We start from the raw sequence: 24,489 nt of genomic DNA on the forward strand, positions 1-24,489 counted from the left end.
TCCTCAATTGCCGAAAAGGCCGCTGTGACACCATAACTGCAGTGCGCGAACAGCGGCAGAGTGGATGTGGGACGGGGGTATCCCCGTCCCACGCGATATCAGAACTGCAGTGCTGGGCAGCTGTCGTTCTCGTAGTAGCTGACAACCGCGACGTTGCCGTCGATGATGTCCTGACGTGCCTTGTCAACTGCGGCTTTCATGTCGTCGTTGACCAGTGCTGCGTTGTTGTCGTCCATTGCGACACCAACACCTTCTTCGGCCAGACCCATGGCAAATACGCCGGTTTCAAGGTCTTCGCCGCCGCTCATTGCATCATAAACAGCAACGTCGACGCGTTTCAGCATCGAGGTCAGAACCTTGCCCGGGTGCAGGTGGTTCTGGTTGCTGTCCACGCCGATCGACAGGATGCCTTCATCAGCTGCGGTCTGCAGAACACCAACACCGGTGCCACCCGCAGCGGCATAGATCACGTCTGCACCCTGGCTGATCTGGGCTTTGGTCAGTTCCGAGCCTTTAACCGGATCATTCCAAGCCGCAGGAGTTGTGCCGGTCATGTTGGCGACAACGTTGATATCAGGGTTCACAGCCTTGGCACCCTGCGCATAACCGCAACCAAAGTGACGGATCAGCGGAATGTCCATGCCGCCGATGAAACCCACGGTGCCCGATTGGGAGGCCATCGCGGCCATCATGCCGACCAGATACGAGCCTTCATGTTCGGCAAAGCCGATCTGACGGATGTTCGGCGCGTCCAGCCAAGTTACGTCAACCGCGACGAACTTGGTGTCGGGATAGTCGCCGGCTACTGCGGACAGCGGATCTGCCATCGCGAAACCCATGGTGATGATCGGGTTTGCGCCCGCTTCGGCAAAACGGCGCAGAGCCTGTTCGCGCTGAGCTTCGGACTGAAGTTCGATCTCGCGGTAGGTGCCGCCGGTTTCGTCGGCCCAACGCTGCGCGCCATTATGTGCCGCTTCGTTGAACGACTTGTCGAATTTACCGCCCAGGTCAAAGATCAGCGCGGGCTCGGCCAGAGCTGCGCCAGCTGTCAGTGCAACCGCAGCGGCTGCGCCCATCAAAGATTTCATCAGGGTCATATGTTACTCCCGTTGGTTTTTGTCGGTTCGGTGCCAAGATAGCCCCGTTTACCCACTCAGAGCGAGCATAACCGTTGTGATGGCGGGAATTAAGGCCGTTTGCAACAGGCGGGGTCAACTGAATTTTGACCATATGGTCGAAAAAATTGCATCTACCGCTAGGGCAAGCTGCGTTCCATTACGATTGCGTCCGCATTTTTATCGTTTTTCCGCAAATAGTAGCCTTTGCGCCGTCCACAGGGGCGATAATTGCAACTTTGGTACAACTCAAAGGCGGGATGATTGTCTTCCGCTACGTCCAGAAACGCGCGGGTGGCACCCAGTTCGATGGCTTTGTTGTGCCAGTTCTCCATGCAGCGCCGGCCCAGCCCTTGCCGTTGATACGCCGGGTGAGTCGCAATTGTCAGCAACTCAGCTTCTCCGGCGATGACCTGAAATAAAGCAAAAGACTGTTCGTTTCCAACAACATGGGTGAAGCGATTGGTCAGAAGGCCGGAAAATTCATCCTCTGTCCATGGGCGGGATTGGGTGAATGCCGCAGCGTGAGTCGATGCCAAGCCCTGAGGTGTCATCCGTCTAACAGTACGGGTGGCACATCTCTGGATGGTGCGGCGTCAGCCGGCCGTATGTAGAGCGGTGCGGGTGGTTCTTTAATTGTTGCCCAACGTTGCGCGGCAATGCGGGCGATAGCCGATGCATGAGATACGGGCTCAGAACAATTGAAAAGAGGCCCAAGTGATTCTGCCTCATCCCGAGACTTCAGTTGCGGTGAAGACCCTGGAAGTTGCACGTACACCTGATCTCGCGGAGCAACGATGACGGGAATCTCGCCATCGGGTGCAAGATCTGTCAACGCTTCAAACCCCGAAACGCCAACTGCAGGTATCGCAAGACCTAGTGCGAGACCCCGTGCCGCTGAGACCGAAATTCGTATGCCAGTAAAATTGCCGGGGCCTACGCCAACCCCGATCGCATCCAGATCCTGCCAGGCGCAATCCGCTTCTGCCAGAACCTCTTCAAGCAGAGGCATCAGCCGCTCAGCTTGTCCGCGGGTCATGGATTCGGCCTTTGATACCGCGATTTCACCCCCGCGCAGCAAAGCGGCCGCGCAATGCGCGGCCGATGTATCAAATGCCAGTATTGTTGGTTCAGACGGCAACAGGGCGAACCTCGGTCACTTCTGGGATGTAGTGGCGCAGCAGGTTCTCGATGCCCATTTTCAGGGTCAGAGTCGATGATGGGCAACCTGCGCAGGCCCCTTGCATGTGCAGATAAACAACGCCCCGATCGAACCCATGGAACGTGATATCGCCGCCGTCCTGAGCAACGGCCGGGCGCACACGGCTGTCCAGCAGATCTTTGATCTGGTTCACGATTTCTGCATCTTCGCCAAAGTGCTCAGCGTGGCCGGATTCGGTGACGGCTTCGGCGCCCATGACAGGCTGGCCAGACTGATAGTGTTCCATAACAGCGCCAAGAACAGCCGGTTTGATGTGATCCCACTGGACGTCATCCGACTTGGTCACGGTCACGAAATCATTGCCAAAGAACACACCGGTTACACCGCTTACGGCAAAGATGCGTTTGGCCAGCGGCGACTTCTCAGCAGCTTCGGCGTTGGGAAAATCTGCTGTTCCAGCGTCCAGAACAGCCTGGCCGGGCAGGAATTTCAATGTTGCCGGGTTCGGTGTGGATTCGGTCTGGATGAACATGGCGGAGCTCCGTTTCAGTTGCTCCAGATATGCGGGCAGGGGCCCGGGAAGTCAAGATTTGGAACCGTTCTAAATTTGGGCGGCGTAAGAAATAGCTGCATCCAATCTGTCATCACCCCAGAACAACTCTTCTCCGACCAGAAAGCTGGGTGCCCCGAAGATGTCGTGCGACTTTGCCATTGCCACCTGTTCAATCAGGGCTGACTTGATGTTGGGGTCGCTGGCCTTATCAAGCATTTCGATGGGTAAATTCGCCGATTGCATGCACTCTGCCAGCACAGATTCATCCGAAATGTCGCGCCCCGAACCAAACTCTGCAGAATAAATGGCGCGAACAAACGCGGCCTTTTGATCGGGTGCTTCGATAGCCAGTACCAAACGCGCAGCTTTCAGGCCATTCTGAGGGAATCTGGCAGGCCGTGCGAAGGGTAGCCCGCGCTCAGTACAAAGCCGTTCCATATCGCGCCACATATAGCGGCCCTTGGCGGGATAGATGTTGAACGGAGAGTTATCCCAGCCTTGTTCTGCGAAGATCGGACCCAGCAGAAATGGCTGCCATTCGACAACCACACCCTTTGCGGCCGCGGCTTGTTCGATCCGCATTGCGCTGAGATAGGAATAGGTCGAGGCAAATTCGAACCAGAATTGAATTTGCCTTCCCATCAGCCTGCCTCAGGTAATTTCTTCCAGTTTCTCTTTGCTCAGATCACCGGGGACGATCGTGATCGGAATCGGCAGGCTGCCTGCGTTGCGTGACAGTTGGGTAACAAGCGGGCCGGGGCCCTTTTTGTCTGTACCGGCACCCAGAACAAGCACACCAATTTCCGGATCGTCACGAACATGTTCGATGATTTGTGGCACCGGTTCGCCTTCGCGAATGGCGAGTTCGGGTTCTACACCCTGTTTGTCACGCATCCATTTCGCGAATACCTCGAAATGTGCGTGAATACGTTCGCGCGCTTCTTCACGCATGACTTCAGCGACACCGATCCAGTGATTGAACTCATCTGGTGGAATAACGGACAGGACAGTGACGCCACCGCCAGTATGCGCTGCACGCATCGCGGCAAAACGCATCGCGTTCAGACACTCGCGACTGTCATCAAGTACGACCAGGAACTTGCGCATGAATATCCTCTTTGTTTTCAGGGATCATGCCCGAGCATTTGCCTGCTGGCAACTCGAACAAACAGAGGCAACACGCTAGCGGTTGCTTGCGGCCCAATCCCAATAAAGCGCACGCGCGCGGCGGGCGATAGGGCCAATCTGGTACTGCGTATCGTCCAGTGCAGTCACAGGTGTAACCTTGTTCATATTACCAGACATGAACACCTCATCCGCGTCATGAAAATCTTCGAAACTTAGAATGGTTTCGTGCACGGTTACGCCGTCCTGGCGCAGGTTGTCGATGTGGCGGGCACGGGTGATTCCAGCGAGGAAAGTGCCGTTGGGTGTCGGCGTGAAAACCTCGCCATCACGCACCATGAAGATATTCGCGGTGGCGGTTTCCGCGACATGGCCCATTGCGTCAGTTACCAGTGCGTTTGAAAACCCTTTGGACCGGGCTTCTTTCAGCATCCGCGCATTGTTGGGATAAAGGCATCCGGCCTTGGCATTAACGACTGCGGATTCCAAAATCGGACGTCGAAATCGGGTCGAAGTCAGCGTGGCTGAGGCCGTTTCCGCTGCCATCGGAATTTCTTCGAGACAGATCGCAAAACCCGTGCTGTCCTCCTGAGGGACGATCGCAGTCGCATCCCCGTCGATCCCCCAGTACATCGGACGGATATAAACGGCGGCATCCGGAGCGTAGCTTTCCAGGCCTTCCTTTACGATCTCTACCATCTGTTCTGTGGCGACATTCGGCGTAAGCATCAGCGCCTCGGCCGAGCGATTGACCCGTTCACAATGTGCTGCAAGGTCAGGGGCCATCCCCTCAAAACAACGTGCGCCGTCAAACACAGATGACCCAAGCCAGGAACCGTGATCCGCTGCACGCATGATCGGGGCGTCCCCATCATGCCACTGACCTTCGAAATAGGTTCGGATGTTCGTACCGACTGCCATGATCCCCTCCGTTCATTCTGGCGAAACCTAGGAGGGCACGGCATCGAGGTCCAGAGGATTATCCAATCGACAAGGGCAACACATCCCGTTTGACCATGGTGCGCAGAGCGAAATTGGACCGCAGATTTCGAATTCCCGGAATTTTCATCAGCCTGTTTTCCAGGAATGCATCGAATGCATTCAGGTCCTGAACAACAACTCGCAGCAATATGTCGCGGGATCCGGTCATAAGATAACACTCCATGACTTCATCACAGCGGCGAATGGCTTTCTCGAATGCATCAATGGCGTTCCGGTCCTGTTTTTCCAGTTCGACCGAAACAAAAACCGTGACGCCAAACCCAAGCAATTCTGCGCTTACCTGCGCGGCATATCCCGTGATCACGCCGTCTCGCAGGAGCCTTTCGAGGCGCCGCGCACAAGGTGTTGCAGACAGTCCGACATGCTCTGCCAGATCGATGACAGTCATTCGCCCATCCTTTTGCAGAGCGCGAATGATCTTTCTATCTATCTGATCCATGGTGAAATACTCCATCTGAGGGCTATCTTATAGAGTAAAGCACTAAAATCTCGCAAGCCAGCAGTGTCCATTGGCGAAAATCTCTAGGCAATACGTGCCAGAATCGCTTTGTCATTCCGGAGGTAGATAATGGAAATCCACCCAATTGACGCGCCAGGGCACGAGCGCGTGGTTGAATTCAAAGATACGGAACACGGATTGCTGGGCTATGTTGCAATCCACTCAACGCAATTGGGGCCAGCCGCTGGTGGCGTACGGATGCGACCCTATGGGCATCCGACTGAGGCATTGAATGACGCGCTGAGACTTTCACGCGGTATGACATTCAAGAACGCTGCCGCTGACCTTCCGCTTGGGGGTGGTAAGGCAGTTATCATAGGTGATCCTTCGGCAGAAAAGTCCCCTGAATTGATGAAAGCCTTTGGCCGCGTCGTTCAGCATCTGGATGGTCAATACTGGACTGCCGAGGATATGGGCATGACGCCTGCCGACATGGCGCATATCGGGTCTGAAACCCGGTACGTCGCTGGTCTGGCAGAGGGTGATTTTGCCAGCGGGGATCCTTCCCCGATCACCGCTAGAGGCATTTTCAATGCGATCCGCGTTGTCGCACGCCATCGATTTGGAACGGCTGCGCTGAAAGGTAAAACCGTCTCGGTTCAGGGTTTGGGCAATGTCGGCTGGCATTTGTGTCACCTGCTTCATGAAGACGGTGCCGAGTTGGTTGTAGCCGATATTGACCGGCAGCAATGTGCTCGGGCAGCAGATCAGTTTTCGGCGAAGGTGGTCGAGACCGATGTGATTTATTCAGTAGAGGCCGACATATTTGCACCCTGCGCGATTGGAGGCATTCTGAACGAGACCAGCATCCCGTTGCTCAAGGTTTCTGCCATTGCCGGCGGGGCGAACAATCAATTGGCCGCAGTTGCTGATGCGCAGCGACTGCATGACCGCGGTATCCTCTATGCTCCGGACTTTGTTGCGAACGGTGGCGGCATCATAAACGTTGCGACCGAGATCCTGCAGGTTGCCGAACGTCAGGCCTTTGTCGATCTCAGATTGCAGGCTTTGGAACGTACGATGGATCGAATTCTGACCCGTGCGCAGGCTGAATCGGTCAGTCCGCATGAGGTGGCGGAATCGATTGTACAGGAAGTACTGCGCCCTAAGGCAGCGTAAGATTCCAAAGAGAAACGCCGCCCGGTTTTGGGGCGGCGTTCTATGTTGTTTTATTACGAGATCTCAGGATTTACCTGCGCCCACCATTCCGATGATCTCGTAGGTGTCGCGCAGGATCGGGGCTGCGATTTCGCGCGCGCGTTCCGCGCCACGTGCCAGAATGCGGTCGATCTCTGCCTGATCGCCCATCAGACGTGCCATCTCGGTCGAGATCGGCGACAGCTTTTCAACTGCCAGATCAGCAAGCATTGGCTTGAACTCTCCAAACTGCTTGCCGCCAACCTGAGCCAGAACCTGCTCCACCGATTGATCGCTGAGCGCAGCATAGATGTTGACCAGATTGCGAGCCTCGGGACGCTCTTCCAATCCGTCGATTTCTGAGGGCAGAGCATCAGGATCTGTCTTGGCCTTGCGGATTTTCTTGGCGATCGCTTCGGCATCATCCGTCATATTGATCCGGCTCATGTCGGAAGGGTCGGATTTCGACATCTTTTTCGAACCGTCGCGTAGGCTCATGACCCGCGTCGCGGCTCCTTCAATCACCGGTTCGGTGATCGGAAAGAAATCGACGCCAAAGTCATTGTTGAACTTGATCGCAATGTCACGGGTCAGCTCGAGATGCTGCTTCTGGTCATCGCCGACTGGCACGTGAGTCGCGTGATAGGTCAGGATGTCCGCAGCCATGAGGGACGGGTAGGCGAACAGGCCCAGCGAGGCGTTCTGCTGGTTCTTGCCTGCCTTATCCTTCCATTGCGTCATGCGCTGCATCCAGCCCATACGCGCGACGCAGTTGAACACCCAGGCCAACTGCGCGTGTTCGGGCACCTGACTTTGGTTGAAGAGGATAGATTGCTCAGGGTCGATCCCCGCCGCAATAAAGCCGGCGCACAATTCTCGCGTCGAGTGGGCCAGTTCCTTGGGGTCTTGCCAGACGGTGATCGCGTGCAGGTCGACCATGCAATACACAGTCTCCATCTCTGGGCCCTGCATATCCACAAAACGCTTGAGCGCACCAAGGTAGTTGCCAAGGTGCAGGTTTCCCGAAGGCTGGATGCCGGAAAACACGCGCGGCGTGAATTGGGTCTCGGTCATCGAAGGGAACTCCTGTCTGGAAAAATCAGTCCCCGTCGCTTACCCATGAGGCCAAGGGACGTCAACAGCCGCAAAGGTAAAGCCCAATGAGCAGTGAGCATTATACACCTGCAGTTAATCCTCTGCCCCCCGTCGTGATGGCACTGGTGCTGTTTGTCATGGGCATTGAATTGGCGTTCACGCTGGGCAGCCGAGGATTGGTCGGCGGACCAGATGCCGTCGGGTGGCGACTACACGCAATAGACAGCTACTCGTTCTTTGCAGGTCAGTTTGATCGAATGCTGGAAACCGGCGACTGGCGCATAGATAGCCTCAAGCGTTTGGTAACGTATCCTTTTGTTTCAGGAACCTTTACCCAGGCAATTTTTGTCTGCGTCTTTATTCTGGCGATGGGCAAGATGGTTGCCGAAGTGTTTGGCAGCATTGCTATGTTGTTGATCTTTGTTCTGTCCGGTGCAGGAGGCGCACTGGTTTATGCTCTGCTTCTTAACCCAAGCCACCCGCTGATTGGTGGGTTCCCACCGGTCTATGGTCTGATCGGTGCATTTACCTGGCTCTTGTGGCGCAAACTGTCTCTGGTCGGAGAAAACCAATCGCGAGCCTTCCAGTTGATCGCAGTTTTGATGGGCATTCAGTTGCTGTTTGGACTGATCTTTGGCGGCACATCGGATTGGGTGGCCGACCTAGGTGGATTTGCCACCGGTTTTGGCCTGTCTTTCTTTCTGGCCCCGGGGGGCTGGGCGCGTATTGTCAGCCGAATCCGTCGGGACTGATAGCTTATGACCGGCGTAGGGCGCGCTTGAACTCAGAGATTTCGAAAGCGCCCAGCAGGTGGCCAAGGAAGAAATAAGAGGCCGCCGCGATCTTGATCAGCAAGATCAGTGCAAGGTAACGCCAGCCCGATAGTTCCAGCGTCCAACCAAAGAAATGGATTGCTGTATAAAGAACCGCACCCATCCCCAATGAGGCTGCTATGATCCGCCATGCTCGTCGTTTGAACCGGTCGTCAAAGCGGGCTTCTTCCCCCATTTTTCGCGCGCCGATAGCCAACAAGGCAACCATGGCCCACCCAGCGACCGACGCAGCGATGGCCGGAGCGATCCAGCCGATAAGCGGATAGAGACCAAAGGCAAGCGCTGCGTTCACGACCATGGCAACCAGGGCGTAGTGAAACGGAGATTTAGTATCCTCCCGAGCAAAGAACAAAGGCTGCAGTAGTTTTTGCAGCATGAATGCGGGCAGGCCGATGCCATAGATAGCCACGGCCAGCGCAGTGGCAGCAGTGTCTTCCGCGCTGAACTGACCGCGTTCAAACAGGACCGAAACCAGCGGGTTTGGGATGATCACAAATGCAACCGTTGAAGGAATGGTCAGCAACAATGTGAACTCACCGGCCCGAGAAAACGCGTTTCGCGCCCCTTCTTTGTCATCGGCACGCAACCGGCGCGATAAATCGGGCAGCAGAACGATGCCGACAGCAATACCAACCACACCGAGCGGTAGCTGGTACAGCCGGTCGGCACTGAACAACCAGCTTATAGCTTTGTCAGTCTGCGACGCGACGCGTTGCCCGACCACCAGATTGACCTGCGTCACCCCCATGGCCAGAGCTGCTGGAACCGCCACGCGAACCATGTGACGCATATCGGGGCTCAACTTGGGCAGGCCAGGGCGGATGCGAAAACCAGCGCGTTCAGTTGCGAACCAAACCAAGCTTAGCTGTGCAACGCCTGCGATTGGAATGACGACAAGCAGCCATCGAATGATCTCGCCTCCCAAAACCGCGCCTGTGATCATGGCTGCGCATGCAAATATGTTGAGCAGAACCGGCGCTGCGGCAGCTGCGGCAAAGCGGCCGGTCGCATTGAGAACACCGGAAAACAATGCCGCAAGGGACATGAACAGAATGTACGGAAACACGATGTACCCATAGTCGACCGCAAGATCGAAACGCCCATCATCCGAAAACCCGTCGGCCACCAGCCATACCAGCCCGGGCATGAAAACCATTGCCAACCCGACCAGAGCCAGCACGGCGGCTGACAGAAGGTTAAAGGCGTCTTGCGCAAAGCCCTGCGCATCTGCCCCTCCCTCCAAACGCTTTGAGAACATGGGTACGAAGGCTGCGTTAAATGCACCTTCGGCAAAGAAGCGGCGGAACATGTTTGGTAGACGAAACGCGGCGACAAAAGCATCCATCACCGGTCCCGGTCCGATATAGGCATTCAGCAGGATTTCCCTGAGAAAGCCCAGAATACGGCTGGTCAGGGTCCAGAAGCCGACCGTGAAGAGGCCCGAAAACAACCGGATCTGCTTCATGAGGCAGCGCGCTCCGCACCTTCAGTGATCGCCTTGCGCAGCTTGGCCTCAAGACCGCGCTGTTTGCTTTCGGAATGGTATTTCAGACCGAACATATCCTTGACGTAGAAAGTGTCGACAACCTGCTCGCCATAGGTGGCGATCACGGCATTGGCGATATAGACATTCGCAGCAGCGAGTGTCCGTGTCAGATCATACAGCAGACCGGGCCTGTCACGGGTATCAACTTCGATGATCGTGTAGATTTCAGAGCCGTCGTTATCAAACGTGATATGAGTCGGTACGTTGAATGCCTTTTCACGCTTCTTGATCTTGTCGCGGGATTTCAAGGCGTCGCGGGCTACGACTTCACCCTTGAGGGTTTTGTGGATCATCTGGGTCAGGCGTGGCAGGCGATCCGCCTCGAACGGATGACCCTCTGCATCTTGAATCCAGAACGCGTCGGTCACATACCCGTCTTTGGTTGTGTAGCTGCGCGCATCAACGACATTTGCCCCGACCAATGCCAGCGCACCGGAAATCCGTGCAAAGATACCGGGGTGATCGCCCATTGCGAAACAGGCACGGGTGGCGTCGCGATCCTCATCGGGATGCAGGCGGATTTCCATCGAACCCGGGTCACCGCTATGTTCCAGAACGCGCAACATCTCGGCGAACTCGACATGTGTCGCTAGATTCAGGCCCTGCCAGTAGGGGTCATAGTGACGCGAGGTTTCAGCCTTGAGATCAGTTTTGGACCAGTCCTCAAGCTCGGCGCGCAGCGCTTTCTTGGCTTCTGCACCGCGATTGGCCCGGTTGAGGTCTTCCATTCCCGTTTCCAGCGCACGCTTGGTTTCGGCATGGAGTGCCCGCAGCAGTGTGGCCTTCCAGTTGTTCCAAGTATTCGGTCCCACACCCCGGATGTCGCAGACAGTCAGCACGGTCAGCAAATCCAGCCGTTTGACCGTTTTCACGGCCTTGGCAAAATCGCGCACTGTTCTTGGATCCGAGATATCCCGTTTCTGCGCCATATCTGACATCAGCAGATGGTAGCGTACCAGCCACTCAACGGTCTCGGCCTCGGATTTGTTCAGGCCTAGTCGCGGCGCAACCTTGCGGGCGATTTTGGCTCCGAGGATTGAATGGTCCTCTGGCCGCCCTTTGGCGATGTCGTGCAAAAGCAAAGCCACATACAGAACGCGCCGGCTGACGTCACCTTCAAGGATTGAAGACGCGAGCGGAAGTTCCTCAATCAGTTCGCCGCGTTCGATTTGTGCCAGGTTGATGATGCATTGGATCGTATGCTCGTCGACGGTGTAGCTGTGATACATGTTGAACTGCATCATCGCGACAATGTGTTCGAATTCCGGGAGAAACGCTGACAGCACGCCCAGTTCATTCATTCGCCGCAAGGCACGTTCCGGGTTACCGTGCTTCAACATCAGATCGAGGAAGATGCGCTGAGCCTCTTTGTCATTGCGCATTTCGTCATCGATCAGATTCAGATTGGCCGTGACCAGCCGCATTGCATCCGGATGGATCAGCATCCCGGTTCGCAAACCTTCTTCGAACAAGCGCAGAAGGTTCATCTTGTCGGATAGAAATTTGTCCGGATCAGCGACATCCAACCGACCGTGCACGATCCTGTAACCGGGCTTAACCCGTGGGCGTCTGCGAAAGATACGCTCCAACAGTGCCGGGCTTTTCATATGTGAAGCTTCCAGCTTTGTCAGAAAGATCCGGGTCAGTTCACCCACGCGGGTCGCTTCGCGAAAATAGCGCTGCATGAACACTTCGACAGCCCGGCGACCGGCGCGGTCTTCGTAACCCATGCGGTCTGCGACCTCGACCTGCAGATCGAATGTCAGCTGTTCTGTGGCACGTCCTGTGACCAGATGCAGGTGCGAGCGTACGGCCCATAGAAACTCTTCTGCCTGAACAAAGGTATTGAACTCTTCCGGTGTAAACAGACCTAGCGGCACCAATTCCGCGACATCCTGAACGCCATAGATATATTTGGCGATCCAATAGAGCGACTGGAGGTCGCGCAGGCCGCCCTTGCCCTCTTTCACATTGGGCTCGACCATATAACGTTCACCCTGTTTGAGGTGACGCTCATCTCGTTCCTGTAGCTTTGCTTCGATGAACTCCTGTTCGGAGCCCTTGAAAAGATCGGATTTGAGCTGACGATCAAGTTCCTTTGCCAGATCCTCATCTCCGGCCAGATAACGCTGTTCCAGCATCGCTGTCCGGATGGTGAAGTCATCGGTTCCCAACCGAAGGCAGTCTTTGATCGTGCGCGATGAATGGCCGACCTTAAGTCGCAAATCCCAGAGCATGTAGAGCATGGATTCAATCACGCTCTCGGCCCAGGCCGTGATTTTGTACGGGGTCAGGAACAACAGATCGACATCCGAGGATGGCGCCATCTCTCCGCGCCCGTACCCTCCAACCGCCAGCACGGCGATCTTTTCGCCACGTGTCGGAGTCGCCAGAGGATGCAGATACTCGCTGGCAATTTTCATCGCCGTGCAGACCAGCCCGTCTGTCAGATAGGTATACGAGCGGGTAAGCGCACGCGCCTCAAACGGACGCTTGGCAAATGCCTCGGCAATCGCCTTGCGCCCGGTCTTTTGCACGTCACGCAGGATGCGCACTGTTTCATTGCGCATCGATGCAGTGTCGAGGTCTTTCTCGAACGCTTCGGACAACAGGGCGCTTACCCCGTCACTGTCGAATATATCGTTCGCCGGGCAGATAAGTTCGCCGGTTGGCAATCGTACCTGCGCCGGACGATCAGAAGCCGGCGCCAGTGAAGCTTTGTGGGGCAGGGTCAATCACAACCACCTGTTTGTTCTGGATCGTGGCCACTGCCAGACCGCGTTCATTCGTACCGTTCGGACGCAGGCGGAAGATGCCGCCGACGCCTTGGAAACCAGCATTCTGTGTCAGGGCCGAGGCTGTCAAAGCGTCGGATTTGCCCTGGCTGACCAATGCGCCGATTGCAGCAATTCCGTCATAAGCGAGGCCGCTGATTGGATGCGGCGCAGTGCCGTAAGTGGCGTTATAGCGCTGTCTGTAAGCTTGTGCCTTTGCCGGGTCGGGCAGGGCAAACCAGCCACCCTGAACTCCGGGCAGTTCCAGCGTTTGGGGCGGGATATCCCAGCGGGTCAGCCCGATAAATTGTGTTGTCGCGGGCGACACACCGGATTCGGGCAGCAATTGGGTAAACAGGGGCAGAGCACCAGCAGTAGTCGCCGTCAGGAAAATCGAATCCGCGCCCGAAGAATCAACGGTTGCCTTGATGGTGGGTACCGAGTTGATGACACCTTGCTGTGAACGATCATATCCGACCGTACCCGCATTGTTGACGCGGCTGCTGCTCAATGCAGTTGAAATGGCCGACTGTCCCAACTGACCGGCAGCGTCGTTGCTGTGGACGATGACCATTCCGGTCTTGCCTCGGCTGCCGGCAAAGTTCACCAGACGGCTGGCGGTGTTATCGAATGTGGGCCCAAGGACAAAGACATTGCCGCCTGCAATGCTGGTATTGTTCGAAAAGGACAGAACGTTGACTTTGTTGTTCAGAACGGCAAGTCCGGCGGCGTTTGCAGCCTGTGCATATACCGGCCCGATGATGATCTTGGCCCCGTCAGATACCGCCTGCTGTGCAACTGTCGATGCGGTACTCGCATTGCCAGCAGTGTCATAGACCCGCAGGTCGATCTGTACGTTCTTCAGATCCGCCATCGCAAGCCGGGCTGCGTTTTCAAGGCTTTGTGCCAGCGCTGCATCACCCGACTGCGCCGACCCTTTCGGTACCAGCAATGCGACCGGAACCGGTTTGGAGGTATTGATCGACGGGCCGCCGCCGATTGCCCCCGGCTCACATGCGGCCAGAAACGCCGCGGTAGCTAATACAGCGGCGGATTTCGCCAGCTTGCGTACGGGCTTGCAAACGGTAAACATCTAAATGAAAACTCCCTGATCCAGCGGCTTAGAATGCTGCTATTCTGTTGAGCCGCGATAATAAACGTCATGCTGCGAGGGTCCAGCTTTGAATTTCCAAAAGATCAGATTGGCTGCTGGCCTGTACTTTGTTGCCACGCCGATCGGAACGGCGCGTGACATCACGCTCAGGGCATTGGATGTACTGGCGTCGGCTGATGTCATTGCGGCCGAGGACACACGCAGCCTGCGCAGGTTGATGGAAATACACGGTGTTCCACTGGATGGGCGTCGTATTCTTGCCTATCACGATCACAGCGGAGCGGGTGCGCGTGGCAAAATCCTCGAAGCGCTTGAGCAGGGAAAATCGATTGCCTACGCCTCCGAGGCGGGCATGCCACTTATTGCCGATCCAGGCTATGATCTTGGCCGCCAGGCCGCCGAAGCGGGTCATATGGTGACATGTGCGCCCGGGCCCTCTGCCGCTCTGGCTGCGCTGACATTGGCGGGCTTGCCGACAGACGCGTTCTTTTTTGCTGGGTTTCTGCCCAATGCGTCGGGTGCGCGGCGGACGAGAATCGAAGCGCTACGCGACATTCCGGGAACGCTGGTGTTCTACGAATCTCCAAAACGCATCTCCAGCAGCCTGGCGGATCTTGCCGACGTGTTGGGATCAGATCGTCAGGCCGCTTTGTGCCGCGAGCTGACCAAGAAATTCGAGGAAGTGCGCCGTGGGACACTTGGGGAATTGGCTGAGGAGTATCAGTCCAAAACCGTCAAAGGTGAAATAGTCCTGCTTGTTGATCGCTCTCATTCGCAATCTGTTAAGGAATCCGACGTAGAAGAGGCTTTGATCAAAGCCTTGGAGACGCATTCGGTTCGGGATGCTGCCGATCTTATTTCAGAGATGTACAACCTCCCGCGCAGACCGATCTATCAAAGGGCGCTGAAGCTGGGAAAAGGATGAGTTCATGCAACGATCGGTTCGTAGCTCTGTTTCATATCACGCAGGGCAATCAGCCGAGCATTTCGTTGCATCAGACTATGAGCGTCGTGGTTATAACATTGCAGAGCGCCGCTGGCGTGGCGCCGGTGGCGAGATTGATCTGATCGTACGAAATGCGGATGGATTTGTTTTTGTCGAAGTAAAGAAAAGCTCAAGTTTTGATGCAGCCGCTGCCCGGATCAGCCGTCGTCAGATGGACCGCATTTGCGCCTCAGCCGCGCAATATCTTGATCAGCAGCCTCGGGGACATTTGGCCAATGCACGTTTTGATGCGGCGTTAGTGAATGCCTTTGGTGAGCTTCAAATTATCGAAAACGCGTTTGGTCAGGCCTGATCACCATTGAACCCTTCGTTCCTCTGCGCCATGTATCGAGCGTGGAATTGAGGGATAAGCCATGAAGATCGCCTTTCAGATGGACCCGATCGGGACCGTGGATATCAACGCCGACAGTTCGTTCCGTCTGGCCGAAGAGGCACAGGCACGCGGGCATGAGCTGTTCTTTTACAGCCCGGATCAACTGGCTTATCAGGAAGGGCGCATTACCGCTCGTGGTCAGGACATGACGGTGCAACGTGTCGCTGGTGAACCGGCTGTGTTGGGTTCGGAACGCGAGGTTGATCTTGCGGATTTCGATGTGGTTTGGCTGCGGCAGGATCCGCCGTTCGATATGCACTACATCACATCGACCCACTTGCTGGATCGACTGAAAGGGCAGGCGTTGGTGGTGAATGATCCGTTCTGGGTGCGTAACTACCCGGAAAAACTGCTGGTGCTGGATTTTCCGGAATTGACGCCGCCAACGACCATCGCGCGAGATCTTCAGACCATCAAAGCTTTCAAAGAAAAGCATGGCGATGTCATCCTGAAGCCGCTTTATGGCAATGGTGGTGCGGGTGTCTTCCGGTTGGATGCAAATGACCGCAACCTGACCTCGCTGCATGAATTGTTCACCGGGTTTTCACGAGAGCCTCTGATCGTCCAGAAGTTCCTGCCGGACGTCAGTAACGGCGACAAGCGCGTGATTTTGGTGGATGGCGAGCCGGTCGGTGCCATCAACCGCGTCCCTGCCGAGGGTGAGACACGTTCGAATATGCATGTCGGCGGTCGACCCGAAAAAATCGGCCTGACAGAGCGTGATTTGGAGATCTGCGCCGCCATCGGGCCTTTGCTGAAAGAAAAGGGGCAGGTGTTTGTCGGGATCGATGTGATTGGCGATTATCTGACTGAAATCAACGTGACCTCCCCAACCGGTATTCAGGAGCTTGAACGCTTTAACGGCGTCAACGTTGCTCAGAAAATCTGGGAAGCGATCGAGGCTAAGGTTTAAGCAGCGACCTTGGCGCTGATGCGAAAGCTCAGCGCCTCGGCCACATGCGGGCGTCTGACATCTGGCGTGCCTTCGAGATCAGCAATTGTCCGGGCGACCCGAAGAATGCGGTGAAAGGCGCGGGCTGAAAGGCCGAATCGCTCTGCCGCCTTCAGCAGCAGATCTTTACCTTCTGCATCCGGCGCGGCGATCTCTTCCAAAAGATTTCCTTCCACATCTGCATTCTGACGCGTGGCAGTTCCCTGATAGCGATCAGCTTGTACCAACCGGGCTTTTTCAACCCGGGCGGCAACGATTTCGGAGCTGTCACCGGATGGGGGCAGGTCAAGGTCGGTGAATCCGACAGGTGGCACCTCGAGCCGCAGGTCAAAGCGATCCATGAGCGGCCCCGAGATGCGTCCAAGATAATCTTCCCCGCAGCCGGGTGCGCGCGAGCAGGCGCGAGACGGATCAGTCAGATATCCGCATTTGCACGGGTTTGCGGCCGCAACCAGCATAAACCGGCAGGGATATTTTACATGAGCATTGGCGCGCGCCACCATGACCTCACCGGTCTCGATGGGCTGGCGCAGAGTTTCCAAAACGGTTCGCGGGAATTCCGGAAATTCATCCATGAACAGCACGCCATTGTGGGCAAGGGAAATCTCACCGGGTTTCGCACCTTTCCCACCGCCCACAATGGCTGCCATCGAAGCTGTATGGTGCGGCTCTCGAAATGGACGCGAACGGCTGATGCCGCCTTCATCCAGTAATCCGCACAGGGACTGAATCATCGAGGTTTCAAGCGCCTCAACAGGCGTAAGCGGAGGCAGTATTTCCGGCAATCGGGCTGCCAGCATGGATTTGCCTGATCCGGGCGTGCCGATCATGATGAGGTGATGGCGTCCGGCCGCGGCAATCTCCATTGCTCGTTTGGCACGCTCTTGACCCTTGACGTCGCGCAGATCGCGGGCGCTGGGCGTCAGGTTTACCTCGCCGGGCTGGGCGATAGGTAAAGGTGACTGGCCAGAGAAATGCCGGACCACATCCCCAAGGGAACCGGCTCCAATTACCTGCGTCGCATCAACCCACGCCGCCTCGGCGCTTGAGGCGCGAGGACATAGAAGCGTTCGATCTTCGGCTGCGGCGGTCATGGCCGCAGGCAAGGCACCAACCACGGGAACCAAAGAACCATCCAGCGACAGCTCCCCAAGTGCCACGGCACCTTCGGCAGCATCGGCTGGAATGATTTCCAGTGCCGAAAGCAAGGCGACAGCAATCGGCAGGTCGAAATGGCTGCCCTCTTTTGGCAGATCGGCAGGGGACAGGTTGATCGTTATCCGTTTTGAAGGGAGTGCGATCGCCATCGAACTGAGAGCGCTGCGCACCCGGTCACGAGCCTCGGACACAGCTTTGTCCGGCAGGCCGACAATTGAAAATGCAGGAAGACCGGGCGAAACGGCGCATTGGACCTCGACCGGTCGGGCATCGACACCCTGAAAGGCAACAGTATGAGCTCGGGCGACCATGGCTGTCCTGTTCTTGGTTAACAGGTTGTTGCTGCCATGGCCGCGGTTTAGGAAGTGTTAACGACGCGGATCAATTGATCATCGCCATGAATTTTGGCCAGGCTTCCGGGTCGGCCACTGTTTTGTCCCTGCAGAACGGATTACAAAACCCCCAACGATTTCCATCGAGTTCCAGGTAGTCGGAGACGGGTTTGCCCGAATACGGACAATTCGCATTGATCGAGGGGCCAGCCTCCAGAGGTTTTGCCTTGGAGGCACCGCCAACCGGCCATGGCTTGGAGCGCAGCTCCTGGGCGTAGGGAAACGGATCATACTGTACGGTCATACCCATCGCTCTCCATTGCCTGACCGGTGTATCCGAGAGCAGCCCCAGACAATAGTCGCGGTTCCTGTCAGATACCGGTAGCCCATATCCGATGATCCGGGCTGCAACAGGGGTATAAAACACATCGGCCAGAGAATATTCGCCAAACAGCGGCCCGGATGATGCGCCGGAAACCTTGCGAGCGTGATCCCACAGCGTTTCGATTCTTTCGAGATCTGCCAATGTACCCGCTGATGGCACAAAGTCTTCCCAGCAATGCAAAAGTTGCATCGGGCATTCGCTTCGCAGGGAAGTGAAGCCGGAAACCATTTCGGAACATAACCATCTTGCAGTTGCGCGTGCGGCGGCATCCTTGGGCCAAAGCCCTGCATCTGGATGACGTTCAGCCAAAGTTTCGGCCATGGCCAAGCTTTCACCAACAACTGTTCCGTCCGGCAAGCGCAATGCCGGTACCAGACGAGCGGGGGCGAGGGGTTTCATATCCTCGGCCATAGTCCCGGAATAGAGGCCAATAATATGGGTTTTATAGGGAAGGCCAAACTTCTCCAGCATCAGCCATCCGCGCATGGACCAGCTGGAAAACAGCCTGTCCCCGATAAATAGATCATAAGTCATGCCCCGACGATGTCGGATCATATATCATTCGTAAATCGGTTATTTGTGCGGAGTTTTATCACGGAATGTGATTGATCCGTTCCACAGACCATCTGTCGCCATGATCCGTGATTTCGGTGACAGACAAATTGTCGATACGATGAGAGAACGCCTGTTGGGCATCAACTGCCAACGCACGCTGTACCTGCGTGAGTATGACGCCGAAATGTGCAACCACGATCAGGTCAGATCCGGTATGTTCGGCAATCAGCCCGTCGATCACCGCATCAACCCTTGCACGGACCTGATTCCAGCTTTCACCTTCGGGTGGGCGCACCTCGCCCGGATTATCCCAGTAAGCAAAAGCCAGTTCAGGATCCTCGGCCTCGATATCCGCAAAAGGCCGCAGTTCCCAGGTTCCAAAGTTGATCTCTCTCAGGTCCGGATGATGCGGCAAACGGCGGCGTGTCCCTTCTATTGCGCTGGCGGTGTCCGCGGCGCGAGAAAGATCTGAGGACACAACAATGCCTCCGGATGGCAGATGGGTCTGAAGCCTTGCAATCGCGGCATGATCGCTCAGATCGGCAGGAATATCCGACCAGCCTACCATTGTTTTGGCATGCGTCGGGCCGTGTCGGACAAGGTGCAGACGTGTCACGGAAGCTGACCTTTCAAAACCAGTGGTAATCCGGCGGTGACCTGTACGACCAGGTCAGCCTGCGCAGCCAGTGCGATATTCAAACGCCCCTGCGCCTCGCGAAACCTGCGTGCCAGTGCGTTATCCGGGACGACCCCGTGACCTACCTCATTCGAAACGATGACGATTTGCGCCGGGCAGGCGCGCAGATCATCAAGAAAATCAGCCTGGGCCTGAGCGATGTCATTCTCAGCGAGCAAGTGATTGCTCAGCCACATGGTGGCACAATCGATAAGGCAAATCTGATCCCGACTCAGGCCCGCAAGCGCAGGCTTCAGGTCAAACGGGGCCTCAATTGTCGTCCAACCTGCGCCGCGTTGTGCAATATGCTGCCTAATTTTTTGGCGCATCTCATCATCAAACACTTGTGATGTCGCGACGTAAACCCGATTTTTATCCGTTGAAACAACCAGTTGTTCGGCAAAAGCGGATTTTCCCGATGCTGCGCCGCCCAGAACAAAGGTTAAATTGGGATGCACTTTTATTACCTTTCTGGTGATCCACCCGGTTTTGCCCTGCGTATCGACACCAAAACGTCAAAGCAAGACCGGCCCGCGCCAGCAAACAAGGGAGAGATGCATGGCACTGGATAACCCAAGCGACTTTTCGATGTCCCGTAGGGCCATGAAGGCCGAATTGCTGGACGCAGAAACAGAATTGCGACTCGCCTACGCGTGGAGAGATGATCGCGACGAACAGGCGCTTCATCGTTTGATCACTGCCTATATGCGACTGGCGATCTCGATGGCTGCGAAGTTCAAACGCTACGGAGCGCCGATGAATGATCTCATTCAGGAAGCTGGTTTGGGATTGATGAAGGCCGCCGATAAGTTCGACCCGGATCGCGGAGTTCGGTTTTCGACCTATGCCGTCTGGTGGATCAAGGCGAGCATCCAGGACTATGTCATGCGGAACTGGTCGATGGTGCGGACTGGTTCGACCTCTTCCCAGAAATCCCTGTTTTTCAATATGCGGCGCGTCCAGGCGCGGCTGGAGCGGGAAGCCGCAACAGATGGTCTTGAGTTGGATCGCCACCAGTTGCACCAGATGATCGCGGCCGAGATTGGGGTCCCACTGCGGGATGTCGAGATGATGGAAGGGCGCCTTTCTGGATCTGATTTCTCTCTCAACGCGGTGCAATCGACCGATGAGGACGGGCGCGAATGGATTGATGCGCTTGAAGATGATCGGGAGCAGGCAGCCGAAGCTGTTGAACACAGCCATGATACCCAACAGCTGCGTGAATGGCTGGTGACAGCGATGCAGGCCTTGAACGATCGCGAGCGGTTCATTGTTCGGGAACGCAAACTGCGTGAACCGGCGCGCACGCTGGAGAGTTTGGGGCAGGAACTAGGTCTGTCCAAAGAGCGCGTACGACAGCTTGAGGCGGCAGCCTTCATCAAAATGCGCAAGAACCTTGAAGCGCAATCCCGTGAGGTGCAACACTTCTTCGCATGAGACATCTTGCGATTCTTGCCACCGCCGCAATTCTGAATTTTAACTTTGCTCCTCAGGGGCTTGCTGACGAATACCTGCCCGACAACGTGCGCGAGCGGATGCAGTCAGCAGATGTTATTATTCTGGGTGAAATTCACGACAATCCACAGCACCATTATATCCAGGCCGAAGCGATCGAAGTGATTGATCCTTCGGCTGTGGTCTGGGAAATGGTGACAGAGGAAGGTGCGCAGCGCCTTGCTCAAAAAGCCGTTTCCGATCCCGAAGAGCTTTCGCGAATCCTGCGCTGGGTTGAATCCGGCTGGCCACCGCTCAGCATGTATTACCCGGTGTTTCAAGCAAGCGAAGCACCAGTGTATGGCGCAATGGTTCCGCGCAAGGCTGCACGGGCGGCGATGGAACGTGGTGCAGCCACTGCTCTGGGGGCGGATGCTGCGCGCTACGGATTGACGGTGCCACTGGCTGCCGAAGATCAGGCCGCGCGCGAAGCGGATCAACTGGCGGCTCATTGCAATGCGATCCCCGAAGAGGCGCTGCCTCAGATGGTTGCGATTCAGCGGCTGCGGGATGCGGTCCTGACACGCGCTATCCTGACTGCGATTGACGACACCGAAGGGCCGGTTGCCGTGATCACCGGCAATGGGCATGCACGCAAAGATCGCGGGATTCCCACTTTTCTGTCTCGTATGCGACCGGGTCTAAAGGTTTTTGTGCTGGGACAATCCGAAGATGGCGTCATCGAAGGCGAGTTTGATGTGGTTATCGACAGCCCTGCGGTCGAACGCGAAGATCCGTGCAAAGCCTTTGAAAATCAGGACTGAGCTGCAACAATATCCGCTGGAACTCATCGGTGGCGTTGCCTAATGTCAGCGCCGACCGGGACGTGGAAGGGCTGAACATGCTGGCATCCAAACGTATTCTTCTGATCATCGGCGGGGGAATTGCGGCTTACAAGTCGTTGGATCTGATCCGGAGACTGAAAGAACGCGGCGCGGCGGTGACGCCCGTTCTGACCCGCGCTGCGGAAGAATTTGTAACGCCGCTTTCGGTGTCCGCACTTGCCGGGGAAAAGGTGTATCGCGACCTTTTCGATCTGACGGATGAAGCCGAGATGGGGCATATCCAGCTCTCACGCTCTGCCGATTTGATTGTTGTTGCTCCGGCCACGGCCGATCTTATGGGCAAGATGGCAGGTGGTCTGGCAAATGATCTCGCATCTACTTTGCTGATGGCGACAGACACTCCTGTCCTGTGTGCCCCTGCAATGAACGTGCGCATGTGGGATCATCCTGCGACGCGGCGCAATCATGAACAGCTTTTGGCCGATGGCGTCAGCTTTGTTGGCCCTAACGAGGGCGATATGGCGTGCGGAGAATACGGACCGGGCCGCATGTCTGAACCGCTGGAGATCGTGGCAGCAATCGAAAATGCGTTTGAAGCGGGGCCCTTGGCTGGCAAGCGTATTTTGGTGACATCTGGCCCTACGCATGAACCCATAGATCCGGTTCGCTATATTGCAAACCGATCATCGGGGGCACAGGGAACAGCGGTGGCCCGTGCACTTGCCACAATGGGTGCCGAAGTTGTTTTTGTGACCGGCCCTGCAGATGTGCCCCCACCTGAGGGCGTGCAGGTTGTTCAAGTTGAGACAGCCCAGCAAATGTCGGATGCGGTGGACGAGGCCTTGCCCGTCGATGCGGGCGTGTTCGCGGCGGCGGTTGCAGATTGGCGTATTGCCGGGGCGTCGGACCGCAAGCTGAAGAAAAGCCGCGACGGCGTTCCGGCTCTGGAATTTGCCGAAAACCCGGACATTTTGAAACGTGTCGCGAATATGGAAACCAATCGCCCGGGGCTGGTAGTTGGCTTTGCCGCCGAAACCGATAACGTGATCGAACACGCAACGGCCAAACGTAAGCGCAAAGGATGCGATTGGATCGTCGCAAATGACGTGAGCCCGGCGACCGGGATAATGGGCGGGTCCGAGAACGCGGTCATATTGATTTCGGATGATGGCGCTGACGAATGGCCCCGTATGGGCAAGGATGCCGTCGCCAAACGTCTGGCAGAGAAGATTGCACAAGTTCTCAACGCGTGATCAGCGCAGAAACAGAAAAAGGGTGCCAACATGGTTGCAATTCGTGTGATCCGCGAGGACGGCGCTGATCCGGCGGTGGCGCTGCCTTCGTACGAAACCACAGGAGCAGCGGGCGCGGATGTGCGCGCAAACTTGCCCGATGGCAAGGCGATCATTCTCGAACCCGGAGAACGCACCCTCGTGCCAACCGGCCTGAGGATCGAAATTCCCAATGGGTACGAGGTTCAGGTTCGTCCGCGCTCGGGTCTGGCCCTGAAACATGGCATCACACTGCCCAATACGCCGGGGACTATCGACAGCGACTATCGCGGTCCTTTGGGAGTGATCTTGCTGAATGCCGGGCAGGAGCGGTTCGAAATCAGCCACGGCGAACGGATTGCTCAACTCGTTGTGGCTCCGGTGGTTCAGGCAAGTTTTGAAGCTGTCGAGGAACTGAACGTCACTGAACGCGGCGCTGGCGGTTTCGGCTCCACCGGTAGCAGTTGATGCTGTTGGTGTTCTTCCTGGCCGCGGCCCTTTGGGGTATCGGCTGGATGGCAGGTGTTTCCAGAACAGCCCGCTCGGCGTCAGTCGCGGTGTTGCTGTTGGGGGTGGTTACTGCTCAGCTGATTTTGCCGGATGGCCATCCGTTGCGAGAAGCCACCGGAGGATCGGCTGCCATGTGGCTCATCCTTGGTGGGTTTGCAGCGCTGGTTCTTCTCTACAGTCGGATGCTAAAGCTTCTGCGTGCACGCGCTGTGCCCACGCAGGACAAGGAGCAGACGATGGCCTCCGATCAATTCAGTGAAACAGAACTGGAACGATATGCCCGACATATCGTTCTTCGGGAACTTGGCGGTCCAGGGCAGAAGCGACTTAAAAAAGCGCGGGTGCTGGTGATCGGAGCAGGTGGCCTGGGCGCGCCGGCACTTCAGTACTTAGCGGCAGCGGGTGTCGGGACAATTGGTGTGATCGACGATGATGTGGTTGAGAATGCCAATCTACAGCGGCAGGTGATCCACCGTGATACGGATATCGGCATACCCAAGGTCTTTTCTGCGCAACAGGCAATGGAATCGCAGAACCCGAATGTTGTGGTACGCCCTTATCACCGCCGTCTGACTGAAGAGATCGCCTCTGATCTTTTTGATGAGTATGATCTGATTCTGGATGGAACGGATAACTTTGAGACGCGCTATCTGGCGAACCGTACAGCCGTCGCGCGCGGCAAGCCCCTGATCTCGGGCGCTTTGTCCCAGTGGGAGGGGCAGCTAAGCGTATTCAGCCCTGCAGAAAGCGGACCTTGCTATCAGTGCATCTTCCCCGAAGCACCTGCCGCCGGTCTTGCGCCTTCCTGTGCCGAAGCCGGGGTCATCGGCCCCTTGCCCGGTGTCGTTGGATCGATGATGGCTGTAGAGGCGATTAAGGTTACTACCGGGGCTGGCCAGCCTCTGGTCGGAGAGATGCTGATCTACGACGCGCTTTATGGTGAAAGCCGGAAGATCACCTTGTCCAAACGTGCAGATTGCCCGATTTGCGCGGCTGCAACCACATGATCCAAGCCACCCAACCCTGCGTGGCGCATC

At 56.4% G+C, this 24,489-nt stretch carries 26 protein-coding genes; 10 read left to right on the plus strand and 16 right to left on the minus strand.

Annotated elements, in window-relative coordinates; genetic code table 11:
- Nucleotides 1-98 precede the first annotated feature (98 nt).
- From ACR0CW_RS09390 to ACR0CW_RS09425, 8 genes are all read right to left on the minus strand, one after another.
- Nucleotides 99-1,097 (minus strand): BMP family lipoprotein, encoded by a 999-nt coding sequence (locus ACR0CW_RS09390; protein ID WP_170332340.1) that lies wholly within the window; start codon nt 1,095-1,097, stop codon nt 99-101.
- A 158-nt stretch (nt 1,098-1,255) separates the two neighbouring features.
- Nucleotides 1,256-1,669, minus strand: a complete 414-nt coding sequence (locus ACR0CW_RS09395) for a GNAT family N-acetyltransferase (RefSeq protein WP_480787575.1) — start codon at nt 1,667-1,669, stop codon at nt 1,256-1,258.
- Nucleotides 1,666-2,256: a tRNA (adenosine(37)-N6)-threonylcarbamoyltransferase complex dimerization subunit type 1 TsaB gene (gene tsaB / locus ACR0CW_RS09400; protein ID WP_480741399.1), complete on the minus strand. Its 591-nt coding sequence runs from the start codon at nt 2,254-2,256 to the stop codon at nt 1,666-1,668. The genes ACR0CW_RS09395 and tsaB overlap by 4 nt, the downstream gene beginning before the upstream one ends.
- On the minus strand, nt 2,246-2,809 hold the full coding sequence (locus tag ACR0CW_RS09405; RefSeq protein ID WP_155149901.1) for a NifU family protein: 564 nt from the start codon (nt 2,807-2,809) through the stop codon (nt 2,246-2,248). The genes tsaB and ACR0CW_RS09405 overlap by 11 nt, the downstream gene beginning before the upstream one ends.
- Before the next feature lie 69 nt (nt 2,810-2,878).
- A complete protein-coding gene (locus tag ACR0CW_RS09410; RefSeq protein ID WP_480787576.1) occupies nt 2,879-3,472 on the minus strand; it encodes a DsbA family protein in 594 nt (197 codons plus the stop codon).
- A gap of 9 nt (nt 3,473-3,481) precedes the next feature.
- The gene (locus tag ACR0CW_RS09415; protein WP_155149905.1) at nt 3,482-3,937 is read right to left on the minus strand and encodes a universal stress protein; all 456 of its coding nucleotides are present in this window, start codon (nt 3,935-3,937) and stop codon (nt 3,482-3,484) included.
- 75 nt (nt 3,938-4,012) lie between these two features.
- Nucleotides 4,013-4,876 carry a branched-chain amino acid aminotransferase gene (locus tag ACR0CW_RS09420; RefSeq protein WP_480787577.1) on the minus strand — a complete coding sequence of 288 codons (864 nt, stop codon included), beginning with the start codon at nt 4,874-4,876 and terminating at the stop codon, nt 4,013-4,015.
- 58 nt (nt 4,877-4,934) lie between these two features.
- Entirely contained in the window at nt 4,935-5,396 is a 462-nt protein-coding gene (locus ACR0CW_RS09425; protein ID WP_480787578.1) for an Lrp/AsnC family transcriptional regulator, read from the minus strand.
- Nucleotides 5,397-5,525: 129 nt separating this feature from the next.
- On the opposite strand from ACR0CW_RS09425, the gene ACR0CW_RS09430 reads away from it, so the two are divergent.
- Nucleotides 5,526-6,575, plus strand: coding sequence for a Glu/Leu/Phe/Val family dehydrogenase (locus ACR0CW_RS09430; RefSeq protein WP_480787579.1), 1,050 nt, complete (start codon nt 5,526-5,528; stop codon nt 6,573-6,575).
- Between the two features lie 63 nt (nt 6,576-6,638).
- Here the strand turns inward: ACR0CW_RS09430 and trpS are convergent, their stop codons facing one another.
- On the minus strand, nt 6,639-7,667 hold the full coding sequence (gene trpS, locus ACR0CW_RS09435; RefSeq protein ID WP_170332325.1) for a tryptophan--tRNA ligase: 1,029 nt from the start codon (nt 7,665-7,667) through the stop codon (nt 6,639-6,641).
- An 86-nt stretch (nt 7,668-7,753) separates the two neighbouring features.
- Between trpS and ACR0CW_RS09440 the strand changes: the two genes are divergently transcribed.
- Nucleotides 7,754-8,440, plus strand: a complete 687-nt coding sequence (locus tag ACR0CW_RS09440) for a rhomboid family intramembrane serine protease (protein ID WP_155149915.1) — start codon at nt 7,754-7,756, stop codon at nt 8,438-8,440.
- Nucleotides 8,441-8,444: 4 nt separating this feature from the next.
- Here the strand turns inward: ACR0CW_RS09440 and murJ are convergent, their stop codons facing one another.
- From murJ to ACR0CW_RS09455, 3 genes are read right to left on the minus strand one after another with little or no spacing between them, the layout of a single operon-like run.
- Nucleotides 8,445-9,986 (minus strand): murein biosynthesis integral membrane protein MurJ, encoded by a 1,542-nt coding sequence (gene murJ, locus ACR0CW_RS09445; RefSeq protein ID WP_480741385.1) that lies wholly within the window; start codon nt 9,984-9,986, stop codon nt 8,445-8,447.
- Nucleotides 9,983-12,802, minus strand: coding sequence for a [protein-PII] uridylyltransferase (locus ACR0CW_RS09450; RefSeq protein ID WP_480787580.1), 2,820 nt, complete (start codon nt 12,800-12,802; stop codon nt 9,983-9,985). Before ACR0CW_RS09450 ends, murJ begins: the two co-directional genes overlap by 4 nt.
- A complete protein-coding gene (locus ACR0CW_RS09455; RefSeq protein ID WP_480787581.1) occupies nt 12,762-13,934 on the minus strand; it encodes a penicillin-binding protein activator in 1,173 nt (390 codons plus the stop codon). The genes ACR0CW_RS09450 and ACR0CW_RS09455 overlap by 41 nt, the downstream gene beginning before the upstream one ends.
- Before the next feature lie 88 nt (nt 13,935-14,022).
- Between ACR0CW_RS09455 and rsmI the strand changes: the two genes are divergently transcribed.
- From rsmI to gshB, 3 genes are all read left to right on the plus strand, one after another.
- Nucleotides 14,023-14,880 (plus strand): 16S rRNA (cytidine(1402)-2'-O)-methyltransferase, encoded by an 858-nt coding sequence (gene rsmI / locus ACR0CW_RS09460; protein ID WP_480787582.1) that lies wholly within the window; start codon nt 14,023-14,025, stop codon nt 14,878-14,880.
- 4 nt (nt 14,881-14,884) lie between these two features.
- Nucleotides 14,885-15,253 (plus strand): YraN family protein, encoded by a 369-nt coding sequence (locus tag ACR0CW_RS09465; protein ID WP_480787583.1) that lies wholly within the window; start codon nt 14,885-14,887, stop codon nt 15,251-15,253.
- A 61-nt stretch (nt 15,254-15,314) separates the two neighbouring features.
- Entirely contained in the window at nt 15,315-16,247 is a 933-nt protein-coding gene (gshB, locus tag ACR0CW_RS09470) for a glutathione synthase (RefSeq protein WP_480787584.1), read from the plus strand.
- On the opposite strand, the gene ACR0CW_RS09475 is transcribed toward gshB, so the two are convergent.
- From ACR0CW_RS09475 to cobU, 4 genes are all read right to left on the minus strand, one after another.
- A complete protein-coding gene (locus ACR0CW_RS09475; RefSeq protein WP_480787585.1) occupies nt 16,244-17,755 on the minus strand; it encodes a YifB family Mg chelatase-like AAA ATPase in 1,512 nt (503 codons plus the stop codon). The genes gshB and ACR0CW_RS09475 overlap by 4 nt on opposite strands.
- A 70-nt stretch (nt 17,756-17,825) precedes the next feature.
- The gene (locus tag ACR0CW_RS09480) at nt 17,826-18,695 is read right to left on the minus strand and encodes a glutathione S-transferase N-terminal domain-containing protein (RefSeq protein WP_480787586.1); all 870 of its coding nucleotides are present in this window, start codon (nt 18,693-18,695) and stop codon (nt 17,826-17,828) included.
- 58 nt (nt 18,696-18,753) lie between these two features.
- Nucleotides 18,754-19,332 (minus strand): histidine phosphatase family protein, encoded by a 579-nt coding sequence (locus tag ACR0CW_RS09485; protein WP_209016366.1) that lies wholly within the window; start codon nt 19,330-19,332, stop codon nt 18,754-18,756.
- Complete coding sequence (gene cobU / locus ACR0CW_RS09490; RefSeq protein WP_480787587.1) at nt 19,329-19,850, minus strand: bifunctional adenosylcobinamide kinase/adenosylcobinamide-phosphate guanylyltransferase; 522 nt, start codon at nt 19,848-19,850, stop codon at nt 19,329-19,331. Before cobU ends, ACR0CW_RS09485 begins: the two co-directional genes overlap by 4 nt.
- Nucleotides 19,851-19,950: 100 nt before the next feature.
- Here cobU and ACR0CW_RS09495 point away from each other — a divergent pair, with 100 nt between their 5' ends.
- The 5 genes from ACR0CW_RS09495 (at nt 19,951) to ACR0CW_RS09515 (ending at nt 24,459) form a co-directional block, all read left to right on the plus strand.
- The gene (locus tag ACR0CW_RS09495; protein WP_155149932.1) at nt 19,951-20,829 is read left to right on the plus strand and encodes an RNA polymerase factor sigma-32; all 879 of its coding nucleotides are present in this window, start codon (nt 19,951-19,953) and stop codon (nt 20,827-20,829) included.
- Nucleotides 20,826-21,650, plus strand: a complete 825-nt coding sequence (locus tag ACR0CW_RS09500) for a ChaN family lipoprotein (RefSeq protein ID WP_155149934.1) — start codon at nt 20,826-20,828, stop codon at nt 21,648-21,650. Before ACR0CW_RS09495 ends, ACR0CW_RS09500 begins: the two co-directional genes overlap by 4 nt.
- Before the next feature lie 77 nt (nt 21,651-21,727).
- The gene (gene coaBC, locus ACR0CW_RS09505; RefSeq protein WP_480787796.1) at nt 21,728-22,924 is read left to right on the plus strand and encodes a bifunctional phosphopantothenoylcysteine decarboxylase/phosphopantothenate--cysteine ligase CoaBC; all 1,197 of its coding nucleotides are present in this window, start codon (nt 21,728-21,730) and stop codon (nt 22,922-22,924) included.
- 30 nt (nt 22,925-22,954) lie between these two features.
- A complete protein-coding gene (gene dut / locus ACR0CW_RS09510) occupies nt 22,955-23,410 on the plus strand; it encodes a dUTP diphosphatase (RefSeq protein WP_155149936.1) in 456 nt (151 codons plus the stop codon).
- A complete protein-coding gene (locus ACR0CW_RS09515; RefSeq protein WP_155149938.1) occupies nt 23,410-24,459 on the plus strand; it encodes a molybdopterin-synthase adenylyltransferase MoeB in 1,050 nt (349 codons plus the stop codon). The genes dut and ACR0CW_RS09515 overlap by 1 nt, the downstream gene beginning before the upstream one ends.
- The last annotated feature ends 30 nt before the right edge of the window (nt 24,460-24,489 follow it).

The organism is Ruegeria sp. CH6 (assembly GCF_056537005.1).

What these genes read in the sequence shown, in the direction of transcription:
- ACR0CW_RS09390 (WP_170332340.1), bottom strand. Translation starts at nt 1,097, where the DNA reads ATGACCCTGATGAAATCTTTGATGGGCGCAGCCGCTGCGGTTGCACTG.
- ACR0CW_RS09395 (WP_480787575.1), bottom strand. Translation starts at nt 1,669, where the DNA reads ATGACACCTCAGGGCTTGGCATCGACTCACGCTGCGGCATTCACCCAA.
- ACR0CW_RS09405 (WP_155149901.1), bottom strand. Translation starts at nt 2,809, where the DNA reads ATGTTCATCCAGACCGAATCCACACCGAACCCGGCAACATTGAAATTC.
- ACR0CW_RS09410 (WP_480787576.1), bottom strand. Translation starts at nt 3,472, where the DNA reads ATGGGAAGGCAAATTCAATTCTGGTTCGAATTTGCCTCGACCTATTCC.
- ACR0CW_RS09415 (WP_155149905.1), bottom strand. Translation starts at nt 3,937, where the DNA reads ATGCGCAAGTTCCTGGTCGTACTTGATGACAGTCGCGAGTGTCTGAAC.
- ACR0CW_RS09420 (WP_480787577.1), bottom strand. Translation starts at nt 4,876, where the DNA reads ATGGCAGTCGGTACGAACATCCGAACCTATTTCGAAGGTCAGTGGCAT.
- ACR0CW_RS09425 (WP_480787578.1), bottom strand. Translation starts at nt 5,396, where the DNA reads ATGGATCAGATAGATAGAAAGATCATTCGCGCTCTGCAAAAGGATGGG.
- ACR0CW_RS09430 (WP_480787579.1), top strand. Translation starts at nt 5,526, where the DNA reads ATGGAAATCCACCCAATTGACGCGCCAGGGCACGAGCGCGTGGTTGAA.
- trpS (WP_170332325.1), bottom strand. Translation starts at nt 7,667, where the DNA reads ATGACCGAGACCCAATTCACGCCGCGCGTGTTTTCCGGCATCCAGCCT.
- ACR0CW_RS09440 (WP_155149915.1), top strand. Translation starts at nt 7,754, where the DNA reads ATGAGCAGTGAGCATTATACACCTGCAGTTAATCCTCTGCCCCCCGTC.
- murJ (WP_480741385.1), bottom strand. Translation starts at nt 9,986, where the DNA reads ATGAAGCAGATCCGGTTGTTTTCGGGCCTCTTCACGGTCGGCTTCTGG.
- ACR0CW_RS09455 (WP_480787581.1), bottom strand. Translation starts at nt 13,934, where the DNA reads ATGTTTACCGTTTGCAAGCCCGTACGCAAGCTGGCGAAATCCGCCGCT.
- ACR0CW_RS09465 (WP_480787583.1), top strand. Translation starts at nt 14,885, where the DNA reads ATGCAACGATCGGTTCGTAGCTCTGTTTCATATCACGCAGGGCAATCA.
- gshB (WP_480787584.1), top strand. Translation starts at nt 15,315, where the DNA reads ATGAAGATCGCCTTTCAGATGGACCCGATCGGGACCGTGGATATCAAC.
- ACR0CW_RS09475 (WP_480787585.1), bottom strand. Translation starts at nt 17,755, where the DNA reads ATGGTCGCCCGAGCTCATACTGTTGCCTTTCAGGGTGTCGATGCCCGA.
- ACR0CW_RS09480 (WP_480787586.1), bottom strand. Translation starts at nt 18,695, where the DNA reads ATGACTTATGATCTATTTATCGGGGACAGGCTGTTTTCCAGCTGGTCC.
- ACR0CW_RS09495 (WP_155149932.1), top strand. Translation starts at nt 19,951, where the DNA reads ATGGCACTGGATAACCCAAGCGACTTTTCGATGTCCCGTAGGGCCATG.
- ACR0CW_RS09500 (WP_155149934.1), top strand. Translation starts at nt 20,826, where the DNA reads ATGAGACATCTTGCGATTCTTGCCACCGCCGCAATTCTGAATTTTAAC.
- coaBC (WP_480787796.1), top strand. Translation starts at nt 21,728, where the DNA reads ATGCTGGCATCCAAACGTATTCTTCTGATCATCGGCGGGGGAATTGCG.
- dut (WP_155149936.1), top strand. Translation starts at nt 22,955, where the DNA reads ATGGTTGCAATTCGTGTGATCCGCGAGGACGGCGCTGATCCGGCGGTG.
- ACR0CW_RS09515 (WP_155149938.1), top strand. Translation starts at nt 23,410, where the DNA reads ATGCTGTTGGTGTTCTTCCTGGCCGCGGCCCTTTGGGGTATCGGCTGG.